General features: G+C 32.5%; 14 protein-coding genes. 8 read left to right on the forward strand and 6 right to left on the reverse strand.

Features of this window, described 5'->3' with window-relative positions; translation table 11 throughout:
- A partial coding sequence (locus DD829_RS24080) for a transposase (protein WP_185140304.1) occupies positions 1–165 on the forward strand: 165 nt, incomplete at its 5' end.
- A gap of 282 nt (positions 166–447) precedes the next feature.
- On the opposite strand, the gene DD829_RS05505 is transcribed toward DD829_RS24080, so the two are convergent.
- The 5 genes from DD829_RS05505 to DD829_RS05525 form a co-directional block, all read right to left on the reverse strand.
- Positions 448–774, reverse strand: a complete 327-nt coding sequence (locus DD829_RS05505) for a DUF2147 domain-containing protein (protein WP_116547591.1) — start codon at positions 772–774, stop codon at positions 448–450.
- A 76-nt stretch (positions 775–850) separates the two neighbouring features.
- The gene (locus DD829_RS23985; protein WP_108409221.1) at positions 851–1030 is read right to left on the reverse strand and encodes a hypothetical protein; all 180 of its coding nucleotides are present in this window, start codon (positions 1028–1030) and stop codon (positions 851–853) included.
- A 94-nt stretch (positions 1031–1124) separates the two neighbouring features.
- Complete coding sequence (locus DD829_RS05515; RefSeq protein ID WP_108409220.1) at positions 1125–4235, reverse strand: efflux RND transporter permease subunit; 3111 nt, start codon at positions 4233–4235, stop codon at positions 1125–1127.
- A 4-nt stretch (positions 4236–4239) separates the two neighbouring features.
- Positions 4240–5337 carry an efflux RND transporter periplasmic adaptor subunit gene (locus DD829_RS05520; protein WP_108409219.1) on the reverse strand — a complete coding sequence of 366 codons (1098 nt, stop codon included), beginning with the start codon at positions 5335–5337 and terminating at the stop codon, positions 4240–4242.
- Between the two features lie 3 nt (positions 5338–5340).
- Positions 5341–6636, reverse strand: coding sequence for a TolC family protein (locus DD829_RS05525; protein WP_108409218.1), 1296 nt, complete (start codon positions 6634–6636; stop codon positions 5341–5343).
- 337 nt (positions 6637–6973) lie between these two features.
- Between DD829_RS05525 and DD829_RS05530 the strand changes: the two genes are divergently transcribed.
- From DD829_RS05530 to DD829_RS05550, 5 genes are all read left to right on the forward strand, one after another.
- The gene (locus DD829_RS05530; RefSeq protein ID WP_116547592.1) at positions 6974–7354 is read left to right on the forward strand and encodes a transposase; all 381 of its coding nucleotides are present in this window, start codon (positions 6974–6976) and stop codon (positions 7352–7354) included.
- Between the two features lie 36 nt (positions 7355–7390).
- Positions 7391–7663, forward strand: coding sequence for an IS630 transposase-related protein (locus DD829_RS24450; protein WP_410493806.1), 273 nt, complete (start codon positions 7391–7393; stop codon positions 7661–7663).
- Between the two features lie 134 nt (positions 7664–7797).
- Entirely contained in the window at positions 7798–8496 is a 699-nt protein-coding gene (locus DD829_RS05540; protein WP_108409035.1) for an IS1 family transposase, read from the forward strand.
- Positions 8497–8968: 472 nt separating this feature from the next.
- On the forward strand, positions 8969–10651 hold the full coding sequence (locus DD829_RS05545) for a hypothetical protein (RefSeq protein ID WP_123906816.1): 1683 nt from the start codon (positions 8969–8971) through the stop codon (positions 10649–10651).
- Positions 10652–10668: 17 nt separating this feature from the next.
- Entirely contained in the window at positions 10669–12264 is a 1596-nt protein-coding gene (locus DD829_RS05550; protein ID WP_108409588.1) for a hypothetical protein, read from the forward strand.
- Between the two features lie 83 nt (positions 12265–12347).
- Here the strand turns inward: DD829_RS05550 and DD829_RS05555 are convergent, their stop codons facing one another.
- Positions 12348–13553: a site-specific integrase gene (locus DD829_RS05555; RefSeq protein WP_108411333.1), complete on the reverse strand. Its 1206-nt coding sequence runs from the start codon at positions 13551–13553 to the stop codon at positions 12348–12350.
- 280 nt (positions 13554–13833) lie between these two features.
- On the opposite strand from DD829_RS05555, the gene DD829_RS05560 reads away from it, so the two are divergent.
- Together DD829_RS05560 and DD829_RS05565 are read left to right on the forward strand one after the other, a co-directional pair.
- Positions 13834–14268, forward strand: a complete 435-nt coding sequence (locus DD829_RS05560) for a hypothetical protein (protein ID WP_116547594.1) — start codon at positions 13834–13836, stop codon at positions 14266–14268.
- A 26-nt stretch (positions 14269–14294) separates the two neighbouring features.
- A complete protein-coding gene (locus tag DD829_RS05565) occupies positions 14295–19331 on the forward strand; it encodes a DUF4132 domain-containing protein (RefSeq protein WP_116547595.1) in 5037 nt (1678 codons plus the stop codon).
- The last annotated feature ends 173 nt before the right edge of the window (positions 19332–19504 follow it).

Genomic DNA, 19504 nt, shown 5'->3' on the forward strand with positions numbered 1-19504 from the left:
TCCGATAGTATTGCTGCCATAGAAAAAAGTGGACATTCTATTCTGTTTCTGCCTCCTTACAGCCCCGATTTAAATCCTATTGAAAAGAAGTGGGCACAGGCTAAAAGCATGAGAAGAAAGATAAGGTGTGATCCGTATGAACTTTTTCAAAAATTTATCACTTGACTTAATATATTGAGTTAGCTATAAATATACAAAAATTTAAAATAATAACCAAGAAAAATCCGCCTCAGTTGTGAGACGGATTCGTTTTTATAAATTAAATTTCAATTGGCTCTGAAAATCAATCAATTAAATTTTCAAAATTGAATATTACTAAATTTGAAACATTACCACACTCCCGCATTACATATTTGAATGCCCAAAATAAATAATGAAAGTAAAATGATTTTTGTCATTATAGTATTTTTTAAATCTCCGTAATTGTTTCATATTTTGAGGAAAGTATTATTTTGTCCAAACAATTACTTTAGAAACAACCCCTTTTTTTACGGTTAATTTTATGTTATTACCTTCTAAAATAGCTGTGCATGTGTACTGTTTTTTGTCTTCTGGTTTGATTAAGTAGCCCTTCCATGTACCATTTTCAAAATGTAAGTTATCTAAAACAAGTTTTGTGGCTGTTGTTCCTATAAAACTATTACCTTTTTTAACTACATCAATAGTCACTCCTTTGTCTGTTCTCCATTTTCCTGCGAAATTATCTGTTGCTTTTTGACCATAATAAGCTATTGATAGCAGACTAAATAATTTAATAAAAATAAGCTTTTTCATTTTTTTATTTAAAATTGTTAATTCTTTTTAATTCTTTTATCTTATTCATACCTACATGTGTTTTATCAAATAAAACTTATTTTGTCCAAGTCACATTTTCAGATACTGAATTTTTTTTAAGTGTAATTTTCATTTTGTCTTCTGCTAAGATTGCAGTACATTCAAACTTTTGATTTTTAAAAGGTCTGTAAAATGTACCTTTCCAAACATCATGTCTAAAATGTAAATCTTCTAAAATTATTTTTGAGCCAGCCAAACCGTAAAATCATCTTTTGCTTTTTGACTATAACATATAATTGATACTAGACATAATGTCATAAAAATTATTTTTTCATTTGATTATATTTTAATTATTTTAGATCTGATTGTAAAACAACAATCTCTTTCTTCTTACGATTCATTATTTTATCAACTACAAGGTAAACGCTTGGTACGATAAAGAGAGTGAGCAAGAAAGAACTTGTAAGTCCGCCGATTAATACCCACGCCATTCCATTTTTGAATTCTGATCCAGGGCTTGTTGATACGGCTAGTGGTATCATTCCGAGTATCATAGCAAAAGTGGTCATAATGATAGGTCTGATTCTTTCTTTACCAGCTTCTATCAAGGCATCGATTACGCCTTTACCCTGTGCTTTTTGTTCGTTGGCAAAATCTACTATCAAGATACCGTTTTTGGTTACTAAACCGAGGAGCATTATTATTCCAATTATGGTAAAAATAGTTAATTGGTTCATAGTTAATGCAATGGCTAATAAAGCACCAATTAACGAAACAGGAATTGAAAATAATATCACAAATGGATATACCAAACTTTCGTATAGCGAAACCATTACCATATAAACTAAGATAAGTGCTAATAATAAAGCCATACCCAAACTGCTGAATGCATCGCTTTGATTCTTTGCGTCTCCCAAATAATCAATAGTTATGCTTTTTGGGAGATTAGCTGTTTTAAGTTTTTCTTGGATTTCTTTTACTATCGTTCCTGAAGGTCTTCCTACTGCCGACGATGTTATGGTTACAGAATTTAATCTGTTTGTTCGTTGTAGAATAGTTTGTGTAATACTTTCTTCAACTTTAGCTACTTGCGAAAGATGGATTAAATCACCTTTGTTGTTGCTTAAAGTCAGGTTTTTGATGTCGTTAATGTTTTGTTTTTCTGTCCCAGACATTACTGTGTTGATTTCATAAATATCATCTTCCGAAGCTGTAAAATTGGTTTTGCTATTTCCAGAAAATGCCAATTGTAAAGATTGAGAAACCTCATGTAACGATAAACCATATTGGGCTATTTTTGATCTATCAGGAGTTACTTTAATTTGTTTTCTTACACCTTTTGTGCTGTAATGTACATAATCGGTACCTGGGATTTTTACTACAATATCTTTTACTTTTTGAGCTACTTCATGCAATTGACTAACATCATTACTTTTTACAACAATTTGTATTGGCGAGTTGGTAGAACCTGTTATCCCTTGTGGAATTGAAGTAACTTGCACGCCGGGTATTTTCTCTATTTCGTTCCGTGCCATTACCCCAAAGTCATCTGTATTGATGCTTCGTTCGTTTTTATCAATTAACGAAACACTAATTTCTGCTAAATTATTATTTGACAAACCACCAACACCACCAGATTGCGAACCAACCATTGTATAAGCATTGGCAACTTCTGGATATTTTAAAATAATTGCCTCTGCTTGTTTTGTAATTAAATTGGTTTGGTACAAAGACATATCTGGAGAGGTTTCCAATTGAATAGAAATTTCACCTCTATCACTAGTTCCTGTAAACGAAGCTCCAATAAAACCAGCAGGAACTAAATAAATAGCCCCCACTAAAAGTGCAATAATTAATAAAAACAAATATCTTTTGTGAAACAAAACCCAACGTAATATATTGGTGTAAAAATCACGAATGGCTGTTAGAAAATTTTCAAAATTGATATTTATTCTTCCCCAAAGTGTGTCTTCGCTCATGTGGGTCAATTCGATAAATCTTGAAGCCAAAAGCGGCGTAAGCGTAAAGGAGACGAACAAACTCATCAAAGTGGAGACGACAACAACTATGGCAAACTCTTTGAGGATATTTCCTATTAAACCGCCCGTAAATGCCATGGGCAAAAACACTACTATATCTACCATTGTGATAGCTAAGGCAGTAAAACCTATAGAACTTCTGCCATCTAATGCTGCCTGCACTTTTGGTTTGCCCATTTCGAGATGGGTAAAAATATTTTCGAGAACCACAATACTGTCGTCAACTAAAATGCCAACCACAAGAGATAATGCCATTAAGGTCATTAAATTTAGTGAAAAATCCATGGCACTCATTACGATAAATGAAGGAATCATTGCCGAAGGTATGGCTACTAAGACAAACATTGCCGAACGCAAACTATGTAAAAACATCAACATTACGAAACCTACAATTAGTATAGCCATTACCAAATCTTCCATAACTGCATCGGCAGAAGCAAGGGTATATACAGATTGGTCGGTTGCTATTTCATAATCAAAACCTTTTGAAGCATATTCTTTTTTTAATTCAATTAATTTCTCTTTTACTTCGTCGCTTACTTTTACAGCGTTCGCATCATTAGTTTTGTATAGCTGAATACCAATACCTGCTTTGCCATTGTTTCTATTAAGCGTTTTAATTTTTGCTTGTGCATCGACAATTGTAGCAACATCTTTGACTAAAACTCGGCTTCCGAAACCGTCGTCTTTGATTACCAAATTATTGATATCTTCTAATGATGTCATATTAGAATACATTGTGATAGACATATTAGCTTTTTCGTTTACAATGTCACCTGCGGGATAGGAAGTTGTACTAGCAGAAATAATTTGATAAACTTGTTTTGGAGATATTTTATAAGATTCTAACTTGGCATTGTCTAAACTAACTTGGACTTGTTTTTCTTGACCTCCAATAATATTCATTTTTCCAACACCCATTATGTTGCTTAACTTTGGCTTTACGTCATTGTCTATCAAATCATAAAGTTCTTTGTCCGAAATTTTTGCAGTAACAGAAAAGTTCAAAATTGGAAAGTCATCGGAACTAAAACGGTTTACAACTGGGGCGTTAGCATCAGCAGGCAAATCGGCTTTGATTTGATTTATTTTTCGTTCAATGTCTTGTTGCGTTTTTTTATCATCAACATCAGGTTTTAAATTAATTGTTATTGAAGATACATTTTGCATGGATGCAGAGGTAACAATATCTATACCTTCGACCGATGTAATAGCCTCTTCAATTGGTTTTGTTATTTCCGTTTGAATATCCTCAGGTGAAGCGCCTGCATAAATGGTTTGAATATTGAGCGTTCCTGCTGCAAAAGAAGGTAATAAATTATAGTTTAATCCCAAATAACTTATTATCCCAAACATACAAAGACCAACGAATACTGTTGAAATTAGTAGGGGTTTTCTGATTGATAACTCTGTGATTCCCATGGTTTTATTTGTTTAGAACTTTTACTTTACAGCCATCGAAAAGATTGATTTGACCATTAACAACCACCTCGTCGTTCTCTTCTAATCCTGACAAAACTTGTACTTTTTCGTTGTTGCTTCCACCAATTTTAACAGTTCTACCTTTGGAAATTCCGTTTTCTATAACAAAAACAAAAGATTCTTTTCTGTCTGCAACCAACGCCAATATTGGTATTAAAATACTGTTTGAAGATTTGGTATTAAATTGAAGTTCTACATCTGTGCCTGGTTTTAGTCGTACTGTTCCGTTGTTTGATACCAAAACATCTATTTGGTAGTTATGGTTTGCATCGGCTTTTGGGCTGATGTACTGTATTTTTCCTGAAAAATTTGTAGCCAATGCACTTGCGTTTACATTTACAGTTTGACCAATTGATAAACTATAAACTAAGCTCTGATTTACGAAAGCCGTCGCTTTTACAGTCGAAATATTAGTTATAGAACCAATGGTCATACTTGGACTAATAAATTCACCTTCTTTGCTGTTTTTAACATTAACGATACCGCTTAAAGGCGAAATAATATTAGCATTTGCTATTTGCTGTTTGTTAAACTTAACTTGATGTAGTGCGTTTTCGCAATCGATGTTGGCTTTGTCAGAGGAAAATTTTGCGTTAATCATATTTGCTTCTGTACCAGCCTTATGCTTGAACAAATCTTCCGCTCGTTTGTAATCGTCTAGTAATTTTGCTTTATTTAGTTTAGCTGTTTTATAAGCAGCTTCGGCAATTTGCAGGTTAATTACCAAGGTGCGTGTGTCAATTTCGCCAATAACTTGACCCTTGCTCACTACTTGTCCTAGTTCTAGATTCAAATGGCTAATTATTCCACTGATTTGCGAAAATATATTGGCTTCGTTTTGTGCTTTGATGGTTGCAGGATAATTGCTAGACGACAACAATTCACCCAAAACAGCTTTCTGAGTTGTTACCGATACTGGAATTTTGGTTCTATCAATGGCTTCATTTTTTTTGTTTATTTTATATTTGTTTCTGGCTAGGGTTACAAAAATTGCTGTAATTATGATTATTAATACAGCTATAATGATTGTATTCTTTTTCATTTTTTAATTAATATTCGTTAAAAAATTCATTAAATCTCCTTTTGATTTGTGATAGTTCAATAGACTCAGCATCAGGTTAAACAAGCTATTCAAATAATTACTTTGTGTGTTTTTGTAGGTAGTATCGTCATTTAAGAAATCGGTCAAACTAGCCACTCCTTTTTCGTATTGATAATAGGTAACATCATAAACAGATTTTGCTAAATTCATATTGTTTTCGTTGTTTTTCAAAGCGTCTTGCGAATTTAACAAAGCTGTTTGTGCGTTTTGATACTTCAATTTCAGCAAATCTTTGTTGATATCTAAGTTTCTTTTGTAATTGTCTAAGGTATATTTTTCTTCACGCAAAGCACTTATTCGTCTCAAGCCAGAAAAGATAGGCATGTTTACCGAAAGACCTATATATGAATAGGAACTAAAGTTTGAAAAAGCATCGCCAATGGTTTGGCTCAACGATTGATAGCCAAATCTTCCGATGGCTGTAACAGTGGGTAAAAAAGCAATTTTTTTCATTCGCACGCTGCACTCTTCCAAAAGAACTTGTTTTTCTCCTATTTTAACAGAAAGCAAATTAGAAACTTCAAATCCGTTGTTTTTCTCTGTCAATTTTGAATAAGATTTATAATCTTTGTTTTCTTTGAGTTGCAAATCGGCTTCTAGCGAAATACCAATTGCATTTTTGAGATTGTTCAATGCCAAAATTTCTTTCAATGCGGCATCTTTAATTTGGTATTCTATTGAAGATAAGCTTACTTTAACTCGCTCTAAATCATTTTGAATAATAACACCATTCTTAACTTGATTTTCTAATACAGGCAACATTTGTTGGTATTTTGTGAGGTTGTTTTTTAGGCTATTTTGTTGTTCTCTGTAAATCAAAACCTGAAAATAATTTGTTCCAACGGTGTATGCAATATCTTCGGTGTTTTGTTCTTTTTGCAATTGTGAAAGCTCTGTATAGGGCTTGTTGGCTTTGATGCCCAATAGTTTAGAAAAATCAAAAATGGGTTGGGTCACATCAATAAAACCTGTTGTATTATACTTTGAACCTAATTGTACCTCTTTTTCGGTAGAGCCAAAAACGCTAGGAGGCAAAGTTGTTGTTTGGAGCTTCAGATTGTTTATCGCATTAACCGTACCGTTGATTTGAGGCAAATATGCAGCCAATGCTTGATTTCCTTTTTCTTTTGCAATAGCAATTTGATTGTCTTGAACCTTGTTTGTTGGGTTGTTTTTCATTGCATAATCTATACATTCAGATAAATTGAATTTATACTGAGCATTTAAATTATAAAACAAGAAAAAAAAAAAAGCTTTTTCATAACACTAATTTTAATTTTTTTACTGAAGTCCAAAGATATGACGTCTTTTTTATAAACAATATATAAAATATACGCATATTGATGTATGTATATCTAATACTTCCATACTGAAAAACGAGTCTTCTCCAAAGGTTTTTTGATTTCTCAAAGAATCTTTCCCCTATACTCTTTTCGCAGATTTTAAGAAATTTAGATAGTTATTCCTTGAAATCTCTATAATATTTTGATTTTCAATTTTATGATTTTTGAATTCCTGGAAAATTTTTGTAAAAAAATGCAAGAAATCGTATTTTTAGGGTATAAAAAGCGGCAAAATGTTAGGGAAAATAAAACCCGATTTACAGCAGAATTTATTCAAAACCAGGCTTACGGAACTCATTAATATGGAGCATCCGTTGGTAAAATTGGCAGGTGAGATTTCCTGGGATAAAATGGAGTCAGAGTTTGAGAAATTATTTTCAGAAAACGGAAGACCTTCTATTGCTATCCGTAAAATAGCAGGAATGTTTTTGCTCAAGGAGATGTTTAAAGAAAGCGATGAGACAGTTGTAGAAAGATGGATTGAGAATGCTTATTGGCAATATTTTAACGTGAATTCGGAGAAAAACATGAGGTGCTTAATATCTAAAATTAATATTTTAGAATTGAACAAATATAGCAGACTCATTATAAAAAGTCTTATCTTAGCTATATGAGTTATAGTTTAGATTTTCGTAAACAAGTATTTTAAAATAAAAGAACAGGAAAAACTTACTGATCAGGCTGTTTGTAAACGTTTTGGAATAAGTACCCGAACCTTTTCCCGCTGGAAACAAAACCTTATTCCTGTTGGGAAAAGAAATAAACCCGCTACGAAGATCGATATGGAAGCTTTAAAGAAACATGTAGAAGAATTTCCCGATGCTTACCAGTATGAAAGAGCTGCTTTCTTTGGAGTCAGTCCCAACTGTATTCTCTATGCCCTTAGACGTTTAAATATAAGTGTTAAAAAAAACACTGGGTAGTGTTCCAAATTTAGTGATATTCGATTTTGAAAATGTAATCATTTGATTGTTAATGCTAATTGAATTTTAATTTATAAAAACGAGAGTAAGGTAACCTTGCTCTCGTTTATTTTTGTAGAAAATACAAATCGCAAATGATTGAGAACCATAACAGGTGTTCCAGAGTTAGTGACACAAAAAAATGTCCGAATTGTTACTCTTCAAAAATTGTTAAAAACGGAACTACAAAAACCAAAAAGCAACAATACTTCTGTAAAAATTGTAACAAAAGGTTTCTGGATTTTTACAGTTATCAAGCATATCGATTTGGTATTGACAATGATATTGTCGCATTAACTAAGGAAGGAACTGGTATAAGAAGCACCGCAAGATTGTTGAAAATATCTCCAACCACTTTATTGGCTAGAATTATCACTATTGCCAAAAATATTGTCCAACCTTCTATTCCAAAAGGAAAAACTTATCAGGTAGATGAAATGAGAACTTATGTTAAAAGAAAAGACAAGCTCATTTGGATTGTCTATGCATTAGAAAAGCAAACTAAAAATGTGGTCAGTTTTAGTATTGGGAGAAGAACCAATAAAACTCTCAAGAAAGTAATAACAAGTTTGGAGCTTTCAGAAGCGGAAAAAATCATAACCGATAATCTCAAGAATTATAAGTTTCTCATAAGACTCGAAATCCATTCTACAAAATTTAGAGGAATTAATCACATCGAACGTAAAAATTTAACTTTAAGAACACATCTCAAAAGATTGAACAGAAAGACTATTTGTTTCAGCAAAAGTCTAGTTATCCTAAGTGCGATTTTGAAAATTTATTTTTGGGGATAATACTTTTTGGATTTCAAAAGCATATTTAAATTATCAAGTGGATTAACACTAAGTCGACAGTAATTTTTTTTCTTTCAAAGAAAATTGATTTTATATGTAATCTAGAATTTTGTCTTATTTCCTGTATTATGAATTATAAAATTACCCAAACGGGTAATTGATTTTTATACTGTCTAATATTAATTTTGAAATGTGAAAGAATTGGTTATTTTTTAATAAATAGACGTAATTTTCATTATGTTCATAAATGATATGCGTTTTATTTGTCTTATTTCATTTTTTAATTGTAGATTTATTATAAATAATTAATCCAGTCAAATGGAATTAAAAATTAAATTCTAATAAAACCATTAAACACTAAAATCATGAACTCATTAACAAACATACCATCCAGTAATCACCAAAGAAACTTCTAAAGTTTTTGTAGTTAGGGATTTTTCTTAATTTCTTTAATGACTAAATCGTAAATTTTATGAATTCAACACAGTTTTTCATATCGTTTGCCATTATAATGATGATGTTGAGTTTAGTTTCTGAACGGCTGGCAAATTTTATAAAATTATATTTTCAAGGAAAAGAGCTATATATTCCTTTCATTTATAGAGAGGATGGAAATTGGCATTATTTTCTAAAAGTAAGGCTTGAAATACTAGCCTATAAACAGCCAACTGAAATGGCTGAGAAGGAGCGTGAGTACAGGGTAATGATTATCAATGTTCTAATAGGAATTGTAATTGCTACCCTCGCCGATGCCAATTTTTTTGAAATAGTTAAAGAGATTGGTTCACTAAAAGAAAACAGTGGTCTTTCAGTAAAGGGCATATTAATAAACGGATTTACTGGCAATCTAATTATTGGAGCAGTTTACATGTTTTTCTTTTTGTGGTCTATAAGCCTGATTTTATTTAGTCGGTTACAAGAATTTAAAGATGATTTCCAAAAAAGAAAATATAAAAGACCATTTATTGCCTGGATTTGTTTTACCATTATCATACTTCTGATTTTTAAAGATAAGAATTTGAATTCAGAATATTTAAGAGATGTAAATTTCATTGCAGTAATTAAAAATAGTTTAGGTTTTATTATTACAGGTATATTCCTTAGTCTTGGCTCCAAATTCTGGCATGATTTACTGGATATTCTTTTCAAATTTAAAAATACACAGCGGGTTCTTTCCGACCCTAAAACTTATAAGGATTATGATAGTGCTGATAAACTTATATTATTAGTTGAAACTTCACAATATGAAATTGCTGAACGGCTGTACGAGCTATATAAAAGCCAGATTTCAGATCTCCAAGGAGTAGTATCACACGGATTAAATACCATACTTGATGAAAACACTAAGCTTTATAAAAAAATTATTGAAGTAGAGTTTATTAATCCGGAAGTCCAAGAAAAATTAGAACGCTTGAAGTATAGTGGAAGTATAACACTAAATTTTAATGTTTTTTATTTAAAGGATTATTTGGTTATTATACAGACCTCAAATTTGATTGCTATTTCTTCAATGGAAAATCCTCCTGTTTGCTATGCTTTTAATGATAATCAGAAGAACTCTTTTTTAGCTTCAAAAGGATCATTTACGGTATATCAAAAAGGTGGTAAATATTATGCCAAAAGCAATCTTCATGTTTTTGCTGATGCATCTGAGTTTTCACGGTTTGAAGATAACCAGAAATATGATTTAAAATACAGAACAGTTCGATTTGTCATAGGCAACAATAGCACACATACCGGAAACATTGTTGATTATAAATTTGGAAATCATGAAGGTTATGGTATAGACTATTGTCTTTGTACCGTAAATAAAGAATTGTTTGATTTATTTCTAAACCAAGTCGATATGGAAAGATTAGTTGACATAGATCTGTACACCATGAGAATGTTTGGGGCAACTACCAAGTATGTCAACTTCCATTCTTACAGAAATCTCACATCATGTAAAGTAGAATATAGCGGTTTTAGACAAAAAAAAGAATTGTATTTGTTCAAGATTGGTACCTCATCTCCAGGAATTCAAAATATAAATTCGGGAGATAGTGGATCGACGATTTACTATAAGATCAAAACACCCGATAATAATGAGCAAATATGCACGGGTATTTTGGTTGCTAAAAGTGATAATTACGCTTATATGTTTATTGAATATTAATTACTAAATCCCATACCATGAAAAATTTTATTACACTTTTGTTGATTGTATTTTCGATTAATATGATTAAATCACAGATTGAAGTTAAATTGATGAATAATCAATTGCAGATTAATACAGAGGTTAAGGATGCATCAAAAATACTTTTGGTTCATAATAATGATTCCTCAAAAAATAAGGAAATAAAACTGACAGATTATAAGGTATTGGATGAAAAAATTCAAGTATTTGAAAAATTAATTAACGTAAAAAAAACAAAAGATGGAATAATCTTTTGGGTTGTAGGACAGGAGGAAAAAGATGGGCAATCGTTGTTTTTATGTGAAAAATTAAACATATTCGTGAAAATTATCGCAAAATGTAATGACAGCACACCAGAAACAAGAGCTTCAGGAAGCCCCGATTATGAAGTTGCTGGTCAGATTCCATTTCCTAAGTTTCCAACCAAAAAAATAGACGATGAACAAATAACAAATTCTTCAAGTAACAGATATTTAATTATTGATGCTTCGGCCAACCATAATAAGAAAATAAATAACAGTTTGTATAAAGTCAAAGATCTCGAAGCATTTGGACAAACAGATAATTTTAATGATAATTTTAAAAAAGCGAAAGCTCTACCAGTAAACGGAAGCTTGACTATTTTTGTTAAAAATTATAACTTTCACGATTTAGAGCGGATATCTATAGAAATTCCAGGAGCTGATTACAATTACACTAAAAGCTTTAGTGATATGTTTGGCCAGGTGAAACCTATAATAACGGGAGGAGGAAAGACTACTGAGCCTGCTGAAGACGGGGGATTAGAGTCTACCTCTTTAATACAGGCTTCGTTAAAAAATTCCTTGATTAATGTTTTAAAGATATTGAAAGAAGAGCCTGAGTACAAATTTTTGAATCTTAATGATCTGTATGTAATAGAGAAATATAAAAAAGAATTGTTGGATTTCTATGAGAAGAAGTTTAAAGATTTTTCTGCTGCTGATATTCAAACGCTGAATGAAATAATTAATTGGTATCCCGAATATCTATCAATTACGCCTATTTCCATAACAGTTCCTGAAAATGATGAAGTAACGATTAATTTAAAACTTAAAAATAAAAACGAAACTTCATCGAGCGATACAAAAGTTGGTGTTTTTAAATCAACAGGAGGAATTGGTTTTAATTTAGGAGGGATGTTTTATATTACTAATCTAAAGAATAACAGTGTTTATACCGCACCATCTGAGACTAATGGTAAAGTACGGGCTTATATTGATTCTGAAAATCAGAAATCAGTTGGTCTGGGTTTGAATGGTGAAGTGTATTTTAGAACAGGGTATTTAATAAGACCAACTGTAAATGTAGGCTTTTTTGTTCCGTTCGATGAGGATATTACTCCTTTTGGGGCTGTAGGTCCAGGAGTCAGTATTGCTTCAAAAAACTTAAAGTTTAGTTTTTCATGGGGATTATCAGTTGCCAAAATAAGTACAATAAAGAAACAGTATAATGGGGTTGAGTTTGATGCTACAGGAATCGCGAATGAAAGCCTTTCAGAAAAAATATGGAAACTAGGCAACTATTTTGGATTTGGGTTAACATATAATTTGGCATCAGGATCAAACAAATAGAAAGATAGAATACAATCCAAATTAAATAACCTATGGATTTTGCCATGGGTTATTTTTTATATCTATTAAACAAAAATCCGTCCTTAAAACCCAATCACAGAATCCAGCGCATCATCCACATCTTTGTGAATAAAATTGGATTGATAATTTACTGTGGTCGTAATAGAGGAGTGGCGATAGAGTTTTTGAAGCATCTGAATAGAAATTTTATCTCCGGAAATATTCCCGAAAGTATGTCGGGAAATATGCATCGTAATTTTTTTATCAATTTCTGCCAGTTTTGCAATTCGCTTTAAATACTTGTTAAGATTTTTATCTGCATTGCTTGTCGTGTTTACGATTGCTCTTTTGTTTTCCTTATTAATACCTTTCAATTCAGGGAAAATATAATCGTCATTTGCCGTTTTATCTTTTTTATAATATGAAAGTATAACCAAAATCTTGTCAGGAATCTTAAGCGATACCAATTTTTGATTTTTATTCATTCGGTATTGTAAACGTCCATCCTGAATTTCGGACCATTTTGTTTTCAGGACATCGGCAATACGAATCCCTGCAAAGTAAAAACTGAACAGCCAAACATTTCGGGCGTGCCATTCCTGACCTCCAACTTCAAGCTCAAGGTTTTCTATTTTTTTAACTTCCTCTTCAGTTAAGCCCACTTTTTGAGTTTCGGGAAATTTTATCTGCATTTTATTTCTTCCGAAAGGATAGTGCCTAACATCAACAATTCCGTCTCTGATAGCAGAATTATAAATGGTTCGTATAATGATTAAATAATTGGTAATGGTTCTTTGGGAGAGTTTCTTTTCAATAAGATATGTTTGAAAAGACTTGAGAAGTGGAACAGTGATTTGTTCTAAAGGAAACTTCTCACAGTTGAGAAAAGATTTGAAACTTTTGACTCTCGGTTTATCGGAATTCAGTTGGGTATATTTTTCCAATCGTTCCAAATTGTTGAGATAATTATCAGCGACGGTAAAGAAATCATTGTCAGTATTAATCAACTTCTTTCTTATGGATTTTACGTCCTGTTTATGTACTCCGACATCCATGTCGATAATCTTTGCTCCGGCTTCAGAAATTTTCTTGTTGATGAGATTGTTGAGCCTGACAGAATTGGGATGGCTTTTCTTGACCCGTTTCGTTTTTTCATCCCAATCCGATTTATTGATGTATTGTTCGAGATTGATGAAAGTAGACTTTCTGTCTTTTGTGATTCGAAGATAAATGGGATATTGTCCTTGTTTGTTGGCTTTCTTTCGTAATATTGCACTAATAGTCGACATAAATAAAAATATTTAAGTGATTAGAAATTTTAAAAAATAGTTAAAAGGTATAAAACCCTATAAAGATTGTGGTTGGTATTTTGAACAAAATACGCAGGATTCCACCGCTTTATTACAGAGCTAAGTTACACAACAAAAGTCATTTTTGCAAGAAAAAATGTAGAATTAATGGGGATTCCGGGTACAACATGGGTACAACAAATGGCTGGTGAATCAGGCTTTCATGAAACGTAATAAATTTCAAAAAAAGCATTATATTTATTCGCATGAACATTCACGTATGGAAATAAAGGTTACTGTAAAGCAATTAGGCAAAAAGCACCCTATTTTAGCAGAGCAAAAACTTGATATTAGTTATAATGATGCCGATATTTCGTTAGAAAATTTATTACAACTTATTGTACAACAACAAGTAGAATCTTTCAACGCTAAATCATTTGAGCTGGAAGACGAAGACTACACAAAAATCCCTTCTGACAACTATCTTAATATTCTTACAGACACAGGAAAAGTTGGTTTCGGAAGCATTTATAATCAAAAAAAAGCAGATTTACAAAAAGCCCAGGAAAATGTTATTTTAGCATTTGAGGATGGTATGTTTGCGGTTTTCTATAATCATGAGCAGATAGAAAATCTTTCACATACAATAAATTTAAGTTTACATCATACTTTTACATTCATCAGGCTTACTTTCTTGGCAGGAAGCTATTGGTAGTTCGCGAAAATAAACTCACAAATTCAATGGAAATCACAGAAAAATTAAAATCGAAAAAAATTGTAGATTATTACAAAAACTTAAGAAAAGATTTAAAAGAGCAAACAGAAAAAGGAATTTTATCTCAAATTTTTTCTAAACCAAAACTAAAAAAGGAAGTTGCAGAATTAGGTTTGCTGCTTTTAGGTAAAGAAGATTATCGTGAAGAGCTTACTTTAGGTTCTCAGAAATCTGAAAAAATTAAAGAATGTATAAAACCAAATATTTGGGAAGATTCTGATTATTATAAGCTATTGGTGTATTTTTTTGATGATAAAGCTGAACTTGTAAAGCACGCTTGGAATAAAATGCCCTTTAAAATGTACCAAACAGGTTATTATCGTCGTTCCTTCAGAGCACCAAATAATGAAAGGTTTGTATTTCTTAATCAAGTTAATCTCATCAGAAACCTGTTGCAACTTCCAAGCATTTATTCTTACAGCAATGGGTATAGCTTTTATAGCCTTAGCTTAGAAGAACAAATCATCTATGATAACGACTTGTCTAATAATCCTTACCAATTCTACATTTGGTCTGCTGCCATAGATACCGGTAATATTGAAATATATCAACTCATTGAAGATATTATCTTTAATAAACATTCTAAAGGCAAGGTTTCCAGAAATATCATAAAAGCATTGCTCAATAGTGATCAGAAACACTGTTGGGAGTTGGTAGAAAAACTTTTGCTTGCTGCTCAAAGGCAAGAAGGCTTGAGGCAAACAGTTTTAGATGCTTTGGATGAAACAAGTGTTGGAGCTCTTCAATACATGACTCATGTAATTTTAGAACATAAACTCACAAGATTCTCATCAGTTGTACGTGCTATCGACACTTGGACGGGCTTAAACTGGGAATCTGAAAAAGAATCTGTGGTGAAAAATATTGTTTCACTGGCAGATCAATATTTTAAAAATCCTGAGCAAATTCCTGCGGCTGTAAAAAGTAAAAATAATAACGAAGTGTATATGGCACTTTGGGTACAAGGTGTTTCGGATGTAGAAAAAACTGTTCCTTATTTGCATGAATTATTAGATAAGGGTAGTGTAGAGAAAAAGTGTTTGGCAATAAAGTTCGCATCAGAAACCGGAGATCCATACATTCAGATGCCTTTGTATTATAAAGCGGTGATAGATGGGGATATCCAGTTAATGGCATTTACAGGTCTGCACTTATCAGCTTTATTGAGTGCCAATGCAGATTCTAAATTTTATGTAAACAATACGGATTATCCGGACTTCTTTGAAAAACTTCACGAACTAACTCTAAAAATAGAAAACAAAGAAAAGAAATTTGAAGGTAAAATATTTTCCTGGCTCAATGCAACTTTTAAAAAAAGTGATTTGTACGCATCAATGTTTTATCTTGTAGGTGAGGATAGTGCGAAATTAGACTTGGTACTTTCTTATTTTAATGATTTTGACCTTTCGCTTCGTGAGCAACTGACAAGAAATATTCTGGGAGATTTTTATTGTTATTCTTACTCGTACAATTTTGAAAAGAAAAATAAAAAAGTAACGCCTTTTCAGAAAGAATTTGCTTTTAAAATTCTTAAAGACAGAGGAGAATCTCTGGTTGCATCCGGAATTAATGTGTTGCAGCAAGAGTCCTTGAATAAAGAAGAAACAATGGTTTTCTTTGATCTGTTTAAACGAAAAGGAGGAACGCTTCGCAAGAAATTAATAGAATTGGTTATGAAGCAAGAAGATGCCTTGCTCACACCTTTGGTGGAAGATTTGCTTACAAAAGGAGATGTAGAACAACGTGCTGCTTCGCTTGATATAATGCTTCAGCTTCAAAAAGAAAAAAGAATCTCTGCTCAGATTGATCATTGGGTTCAGAAATATTCCGAAAGAACAAAAATATCAGAAAGAGAGCAGAGTTTGCTTAGTCAGCTCAATCCTGCTGCTGATAAAGAAACACTTTCTGCTCAAAATGGCTACGGATTTTATGATGTTTCTGTAAAATCTAAGTTTGAATTACCCACAGTTGATGCAAAGTCGATTTATGCTAAAGCAACTGAAAAAGACAAGTACGGCTTCACAAAACCGATGAGCCACATAAAAGCTGAATTAAAAAAGCTCAGCGATTTATTCCTAAAACATAAAGATCATGAATATGATGCAGAAGACTGGAACGGTTCTATGACGAGATTGTTAATGGGAAACAGTTTTAGACCAATAAAAAATAAAACAGAAGGTTTTACTCAAGAACAAATTTTCGAAAACTATCCGTTATATGAGGCTTGGGAGCAATGGTACAAAGATTCTGGGCTAGAACCGAGAGATTTATTTTTATTGACGTTTGCAGAAAGCTGTGATCGCAAAAAATTCAGAGATTTTTTAGATAACTATGTTTTCTACCATAAAGATGTCATCCCTAATCCTCTGAAAGAAGGCTATTATTGGGACAATCCTATAAAAAGAATTTTAGAATCATTACAGTATAAATTTTCGTTTGAAGAAAAAATAGATTTTTTAATAGATGCTTGCAGTACTTTATTTGCCCATCTCCCAAAAGATATTTTAGGATATAAAGCAAAGAAAAATGAATATTATTACGGAAACTATGGAGACGGATGGCAGCAATCCGGCTTTTTCAAACTTTTTTTAGAGTCAATTCCAGTAAAAAAAGCGAGCGATGAGCAATTCGCAAAAATATGGAATTTGCACCGATGGATGCAGTACAACGGATTAGAAGAAAACATACAATATACTGTTCCAGGTTTTTACTTATTCTGCAAAGCATTTGAACTAAATATCATCACTAAAGATGAATTATATGAAGGCATTTTTACTGCGGAATCTGCAATACGAGATATTACAACGACCAAGTTTTATAATCACAGCGAGAAATATTTAGAAAAATTTCCTTTTCTGAAACCGATTATTGAAGAAATTCAGAATAAACTCCTTGATGTAGAACTTATTCGTGGAGATGCAAGTACGGCAGTTTCTCATTTTGTACAACAGTTTCAAACGATATATGGATCCAACCGTTTTCTGGAAATCCTGAAAGGTTTAGGCAAAGCGACATTGTATGCAAACTATATTTACAGTTATGGAAACGAAAGTATGACGAAGCAGAAGCTATTTTCTTACCTTTTATCAAATTGCCATCCTTTGGAAAGTGATACACAAGAATCATTTAATGCAATGATGAAGAAAGAGAAAATTGCAGAACTTCGGTTGATTCAGGCAGCGGTTTATGCACCTCAATGGCAAAAATTTATTAGCAGTTATTTAGGTTGGAAAGGTTTGGACTCTGCGATCTGGTGGATGCACGCACATACGAAAACAGGTTCTTATCAGGCACAAAATTCCGAACTGGAAAGTGAAGTGGCAAAGTATTCTTCGGTGGATGTACAGGAATTTCAAGACGGTGCGGTAGACAAAGAGTGGTTTACCAAAGCCTTCAAAGAATTGGGCAAAGCACGTTGGGAAATGTTGTACGAATCTGCTAAATATATTTCTGATGGAAATGGGCATCGCAGAGCAAGATTGTATTCCGATACATTGACAGGAGATTTGAAGATAAAAGAAGTAACAGCAAAAGTAAAAGATAAACGCGATCAGGATTATCTTCGTGTATATGGACTTGTGCCTTTGAGTAAAACAAATCCGGAAAAAGATGTGTTGAGTCGATATGAGTACATTCAGCAGTTCAAAAAAGAAAGTAAAGAGTTTGGTTCTATGAAACAGACGAGTGAAGCTTTGGCAATTCGTGTAGCATTAGAAAATCTAGCCAGAAATGCAGGTTACCCAGATCCAATAAGATTGACTTGGGCAATGGAAACCAAACAAATTCAAAGTTTATTATCAAAAGAAACTCAGGTAACAGTTGATGGAGTTACGGTGGGATTAATTATTGAAGATGACGGTAAAGCAGAATTGGTAGTTTTCAGGGATGATAAACAATTGAAATCCATTCCTCCAAAAATTAAGAAAGATAAAGCCGTTTTAGAATTGGGAAGTTATCGTAAAATTATGCGAGAACAATGGAGTCGCTCTAGAAAAGGTCTGGAAGAAGCGATGATAAGAGGTGACGAGTTTCTTTTTGCTGAAATTAAAAATCTTTTTTCACATCCTGTTATTGTAAAACATCTGGAAAAACTGGTGTTTATTTCTAATGATAATAAAATAGGATTTTACGTTGATGGGAATTTAATATCTGCTCAGGGTGAAATTCAAGAGTTAGAAGAGAATCAAACATTAAGAATTGCTCACTGTGTAGATCTCCATCAGCATTCGGTTTGGAGTGATTTTCAGCATTATTGCTTTAAAGAAAAGTTAATTCAGCCATTTAAACAGATATTCAGAGAATTATATGTTCCTACTCCGGATGAATTGCAGGAAAAGTCTGTATCTCGTCGTTATGCAGGTCACCAGATTCAGCCACAGAAAACCTTAGCTTTGCTGAAAACAAGAGGCTGGAAAGTAGATTATGAAGAAGGTTTGCAAAAGGTTTATCATAAGGAAGGTTTTCAGGTAAAATTATATGCTATGGCAGACTGGTTTTCGCCTGCAGATGTAGAAAGTCCTACATTGGAAACTATAGAATTTTATTCTTTAAAAGATTATAAAAATATTCTGTTCGAAGATGTTAATCCACGGTTGTTTTCCGAAGTAATGCGTGATGTAGATTTGGTGGTTTCTGTAGCTCATGTGGGGGACGTTGATCCGGAAGCCAGTCATTCTTCCATAGAAATGCGAGCAGTTTTGATGAAAGAAACGGCAAGGTTATTTAAGTTAGACAACATCAGAGTAGAAGGTTCTCATGTTTTGGTGAAAGGCCAGGTGGCTGAGTACAGTGTGCATTTGGGAAGTGCAGTGGTGCATCAGGTTCCAGGGAAATATTTATCCATTCTTCCTATTCATTCACAGCACAGAGGTAGATTATTTTTACCTTTTGCCGATGATGATCCGAAGTCTGCCGAAGTAATGTCGAAAGTTTTACTACTTGCAAAAGACAACGAAATACAAGATCCAACCATACTTTCTCAGATAAAAAGAGAATTTGTTTAGAATTTAAATATTCGAAAAAAGGCAAGATGTAAGTTGTAATTCAAATTACGAGTTGTAAAATTGTATAATAACTACTTAGTTGTTCCTTAGAATTGCAATAATGTTTTGATTTTCAATACACTGTAATTAAAGTATGTTCAAAATCATTGTAAAAAATTGCAGAAAATCGTATT

This window comes from Chryseobacterium sp. HMWF035 (genome assembly GCF_003094695.1).
In the GTDB taxonomy this organism is placed as follows: Bacteria; Bacteroidota; Bacteroidia; order Flavobacteriales; family Weeksellaceae; genus Chryseobacterium; species Chryseobacterium gambrini.

What these genes read in the sequence shown, in the direction of transcription:
- DD829_RS05530 (WP_116547592.1), top strand. Translation starts at nt 6,974, where the DNA reads ATGTTAGGGAAAATAAAACCCGATTTACAGCAGAATTTATTCAAAACC.
- DD829_RS05520 (WP_108409219.1), bottom strand. Translation starts at nt 5,337, where the DNA reads ATGAAAAAGAATACAATCATTATAGCTGTATTAATAATCATAATTACA.
- DD829_RS05560 (WP_116547594.1), top strand. Translation starts at nt 13,834, where the DNA reads ATGGAAATAAAGGTTACTGTAAAGCAATTAGGCAAAAAGCACCCTATT.
- DD829_RS05550 (WP_108409588.1), top strand. Translation starts at nt 10,669, where the DNA reads ATGAAAAATTTTATTACACTTTTGTTGATTGTATTTTCGATTAATATG.
- DD829_RS05540 (WP_108409035.1), top strand. Translation starts at nt 7,798, where the DNA reads ATGATTGAGAACCATAACAGGTGTTCCAGAGTTAGTGACACAAAAAAA.
- DD829_RS05565 (WP_116547595.1), top strand. Translation starts at nt 14,295, where the DNA reads ATGGAAATCACAGAAAAATTAAAATCGAAAAAAATTGTAGATTATTAC.
- DD829_RS05555 (WP_108411333.1), bottom strand. Translation starts at nt 13,553, where the DNA reads ATGTCGACTATTAGTGCAATATTACGAAAGAAAGCCAACAAACAAGGA.
- DD829_RS05515 (WP_108409220.1), bottom strand. Translation starts at nt 4,235, where the DNA reads ATGGGAATCACAGAGTTATCAATCAGAAAACCCCTACTAATTTCAACA.
- DD829_RS05545 (WP_123906816.1), top strand. Translation starts at nt 8,969, where the DNA reads ATGAATTCAACACAGTTTTTCATATCGTTTGCCATTATAATGATGATG.
- DD829_RS05505 (WP_116547591.1), bottom strand. Translation starts at nt 774, where the DNA reads ATGAAAAAGCTTATTTTTATTAAATTATTTAGTCTGCTATCAATAGCT.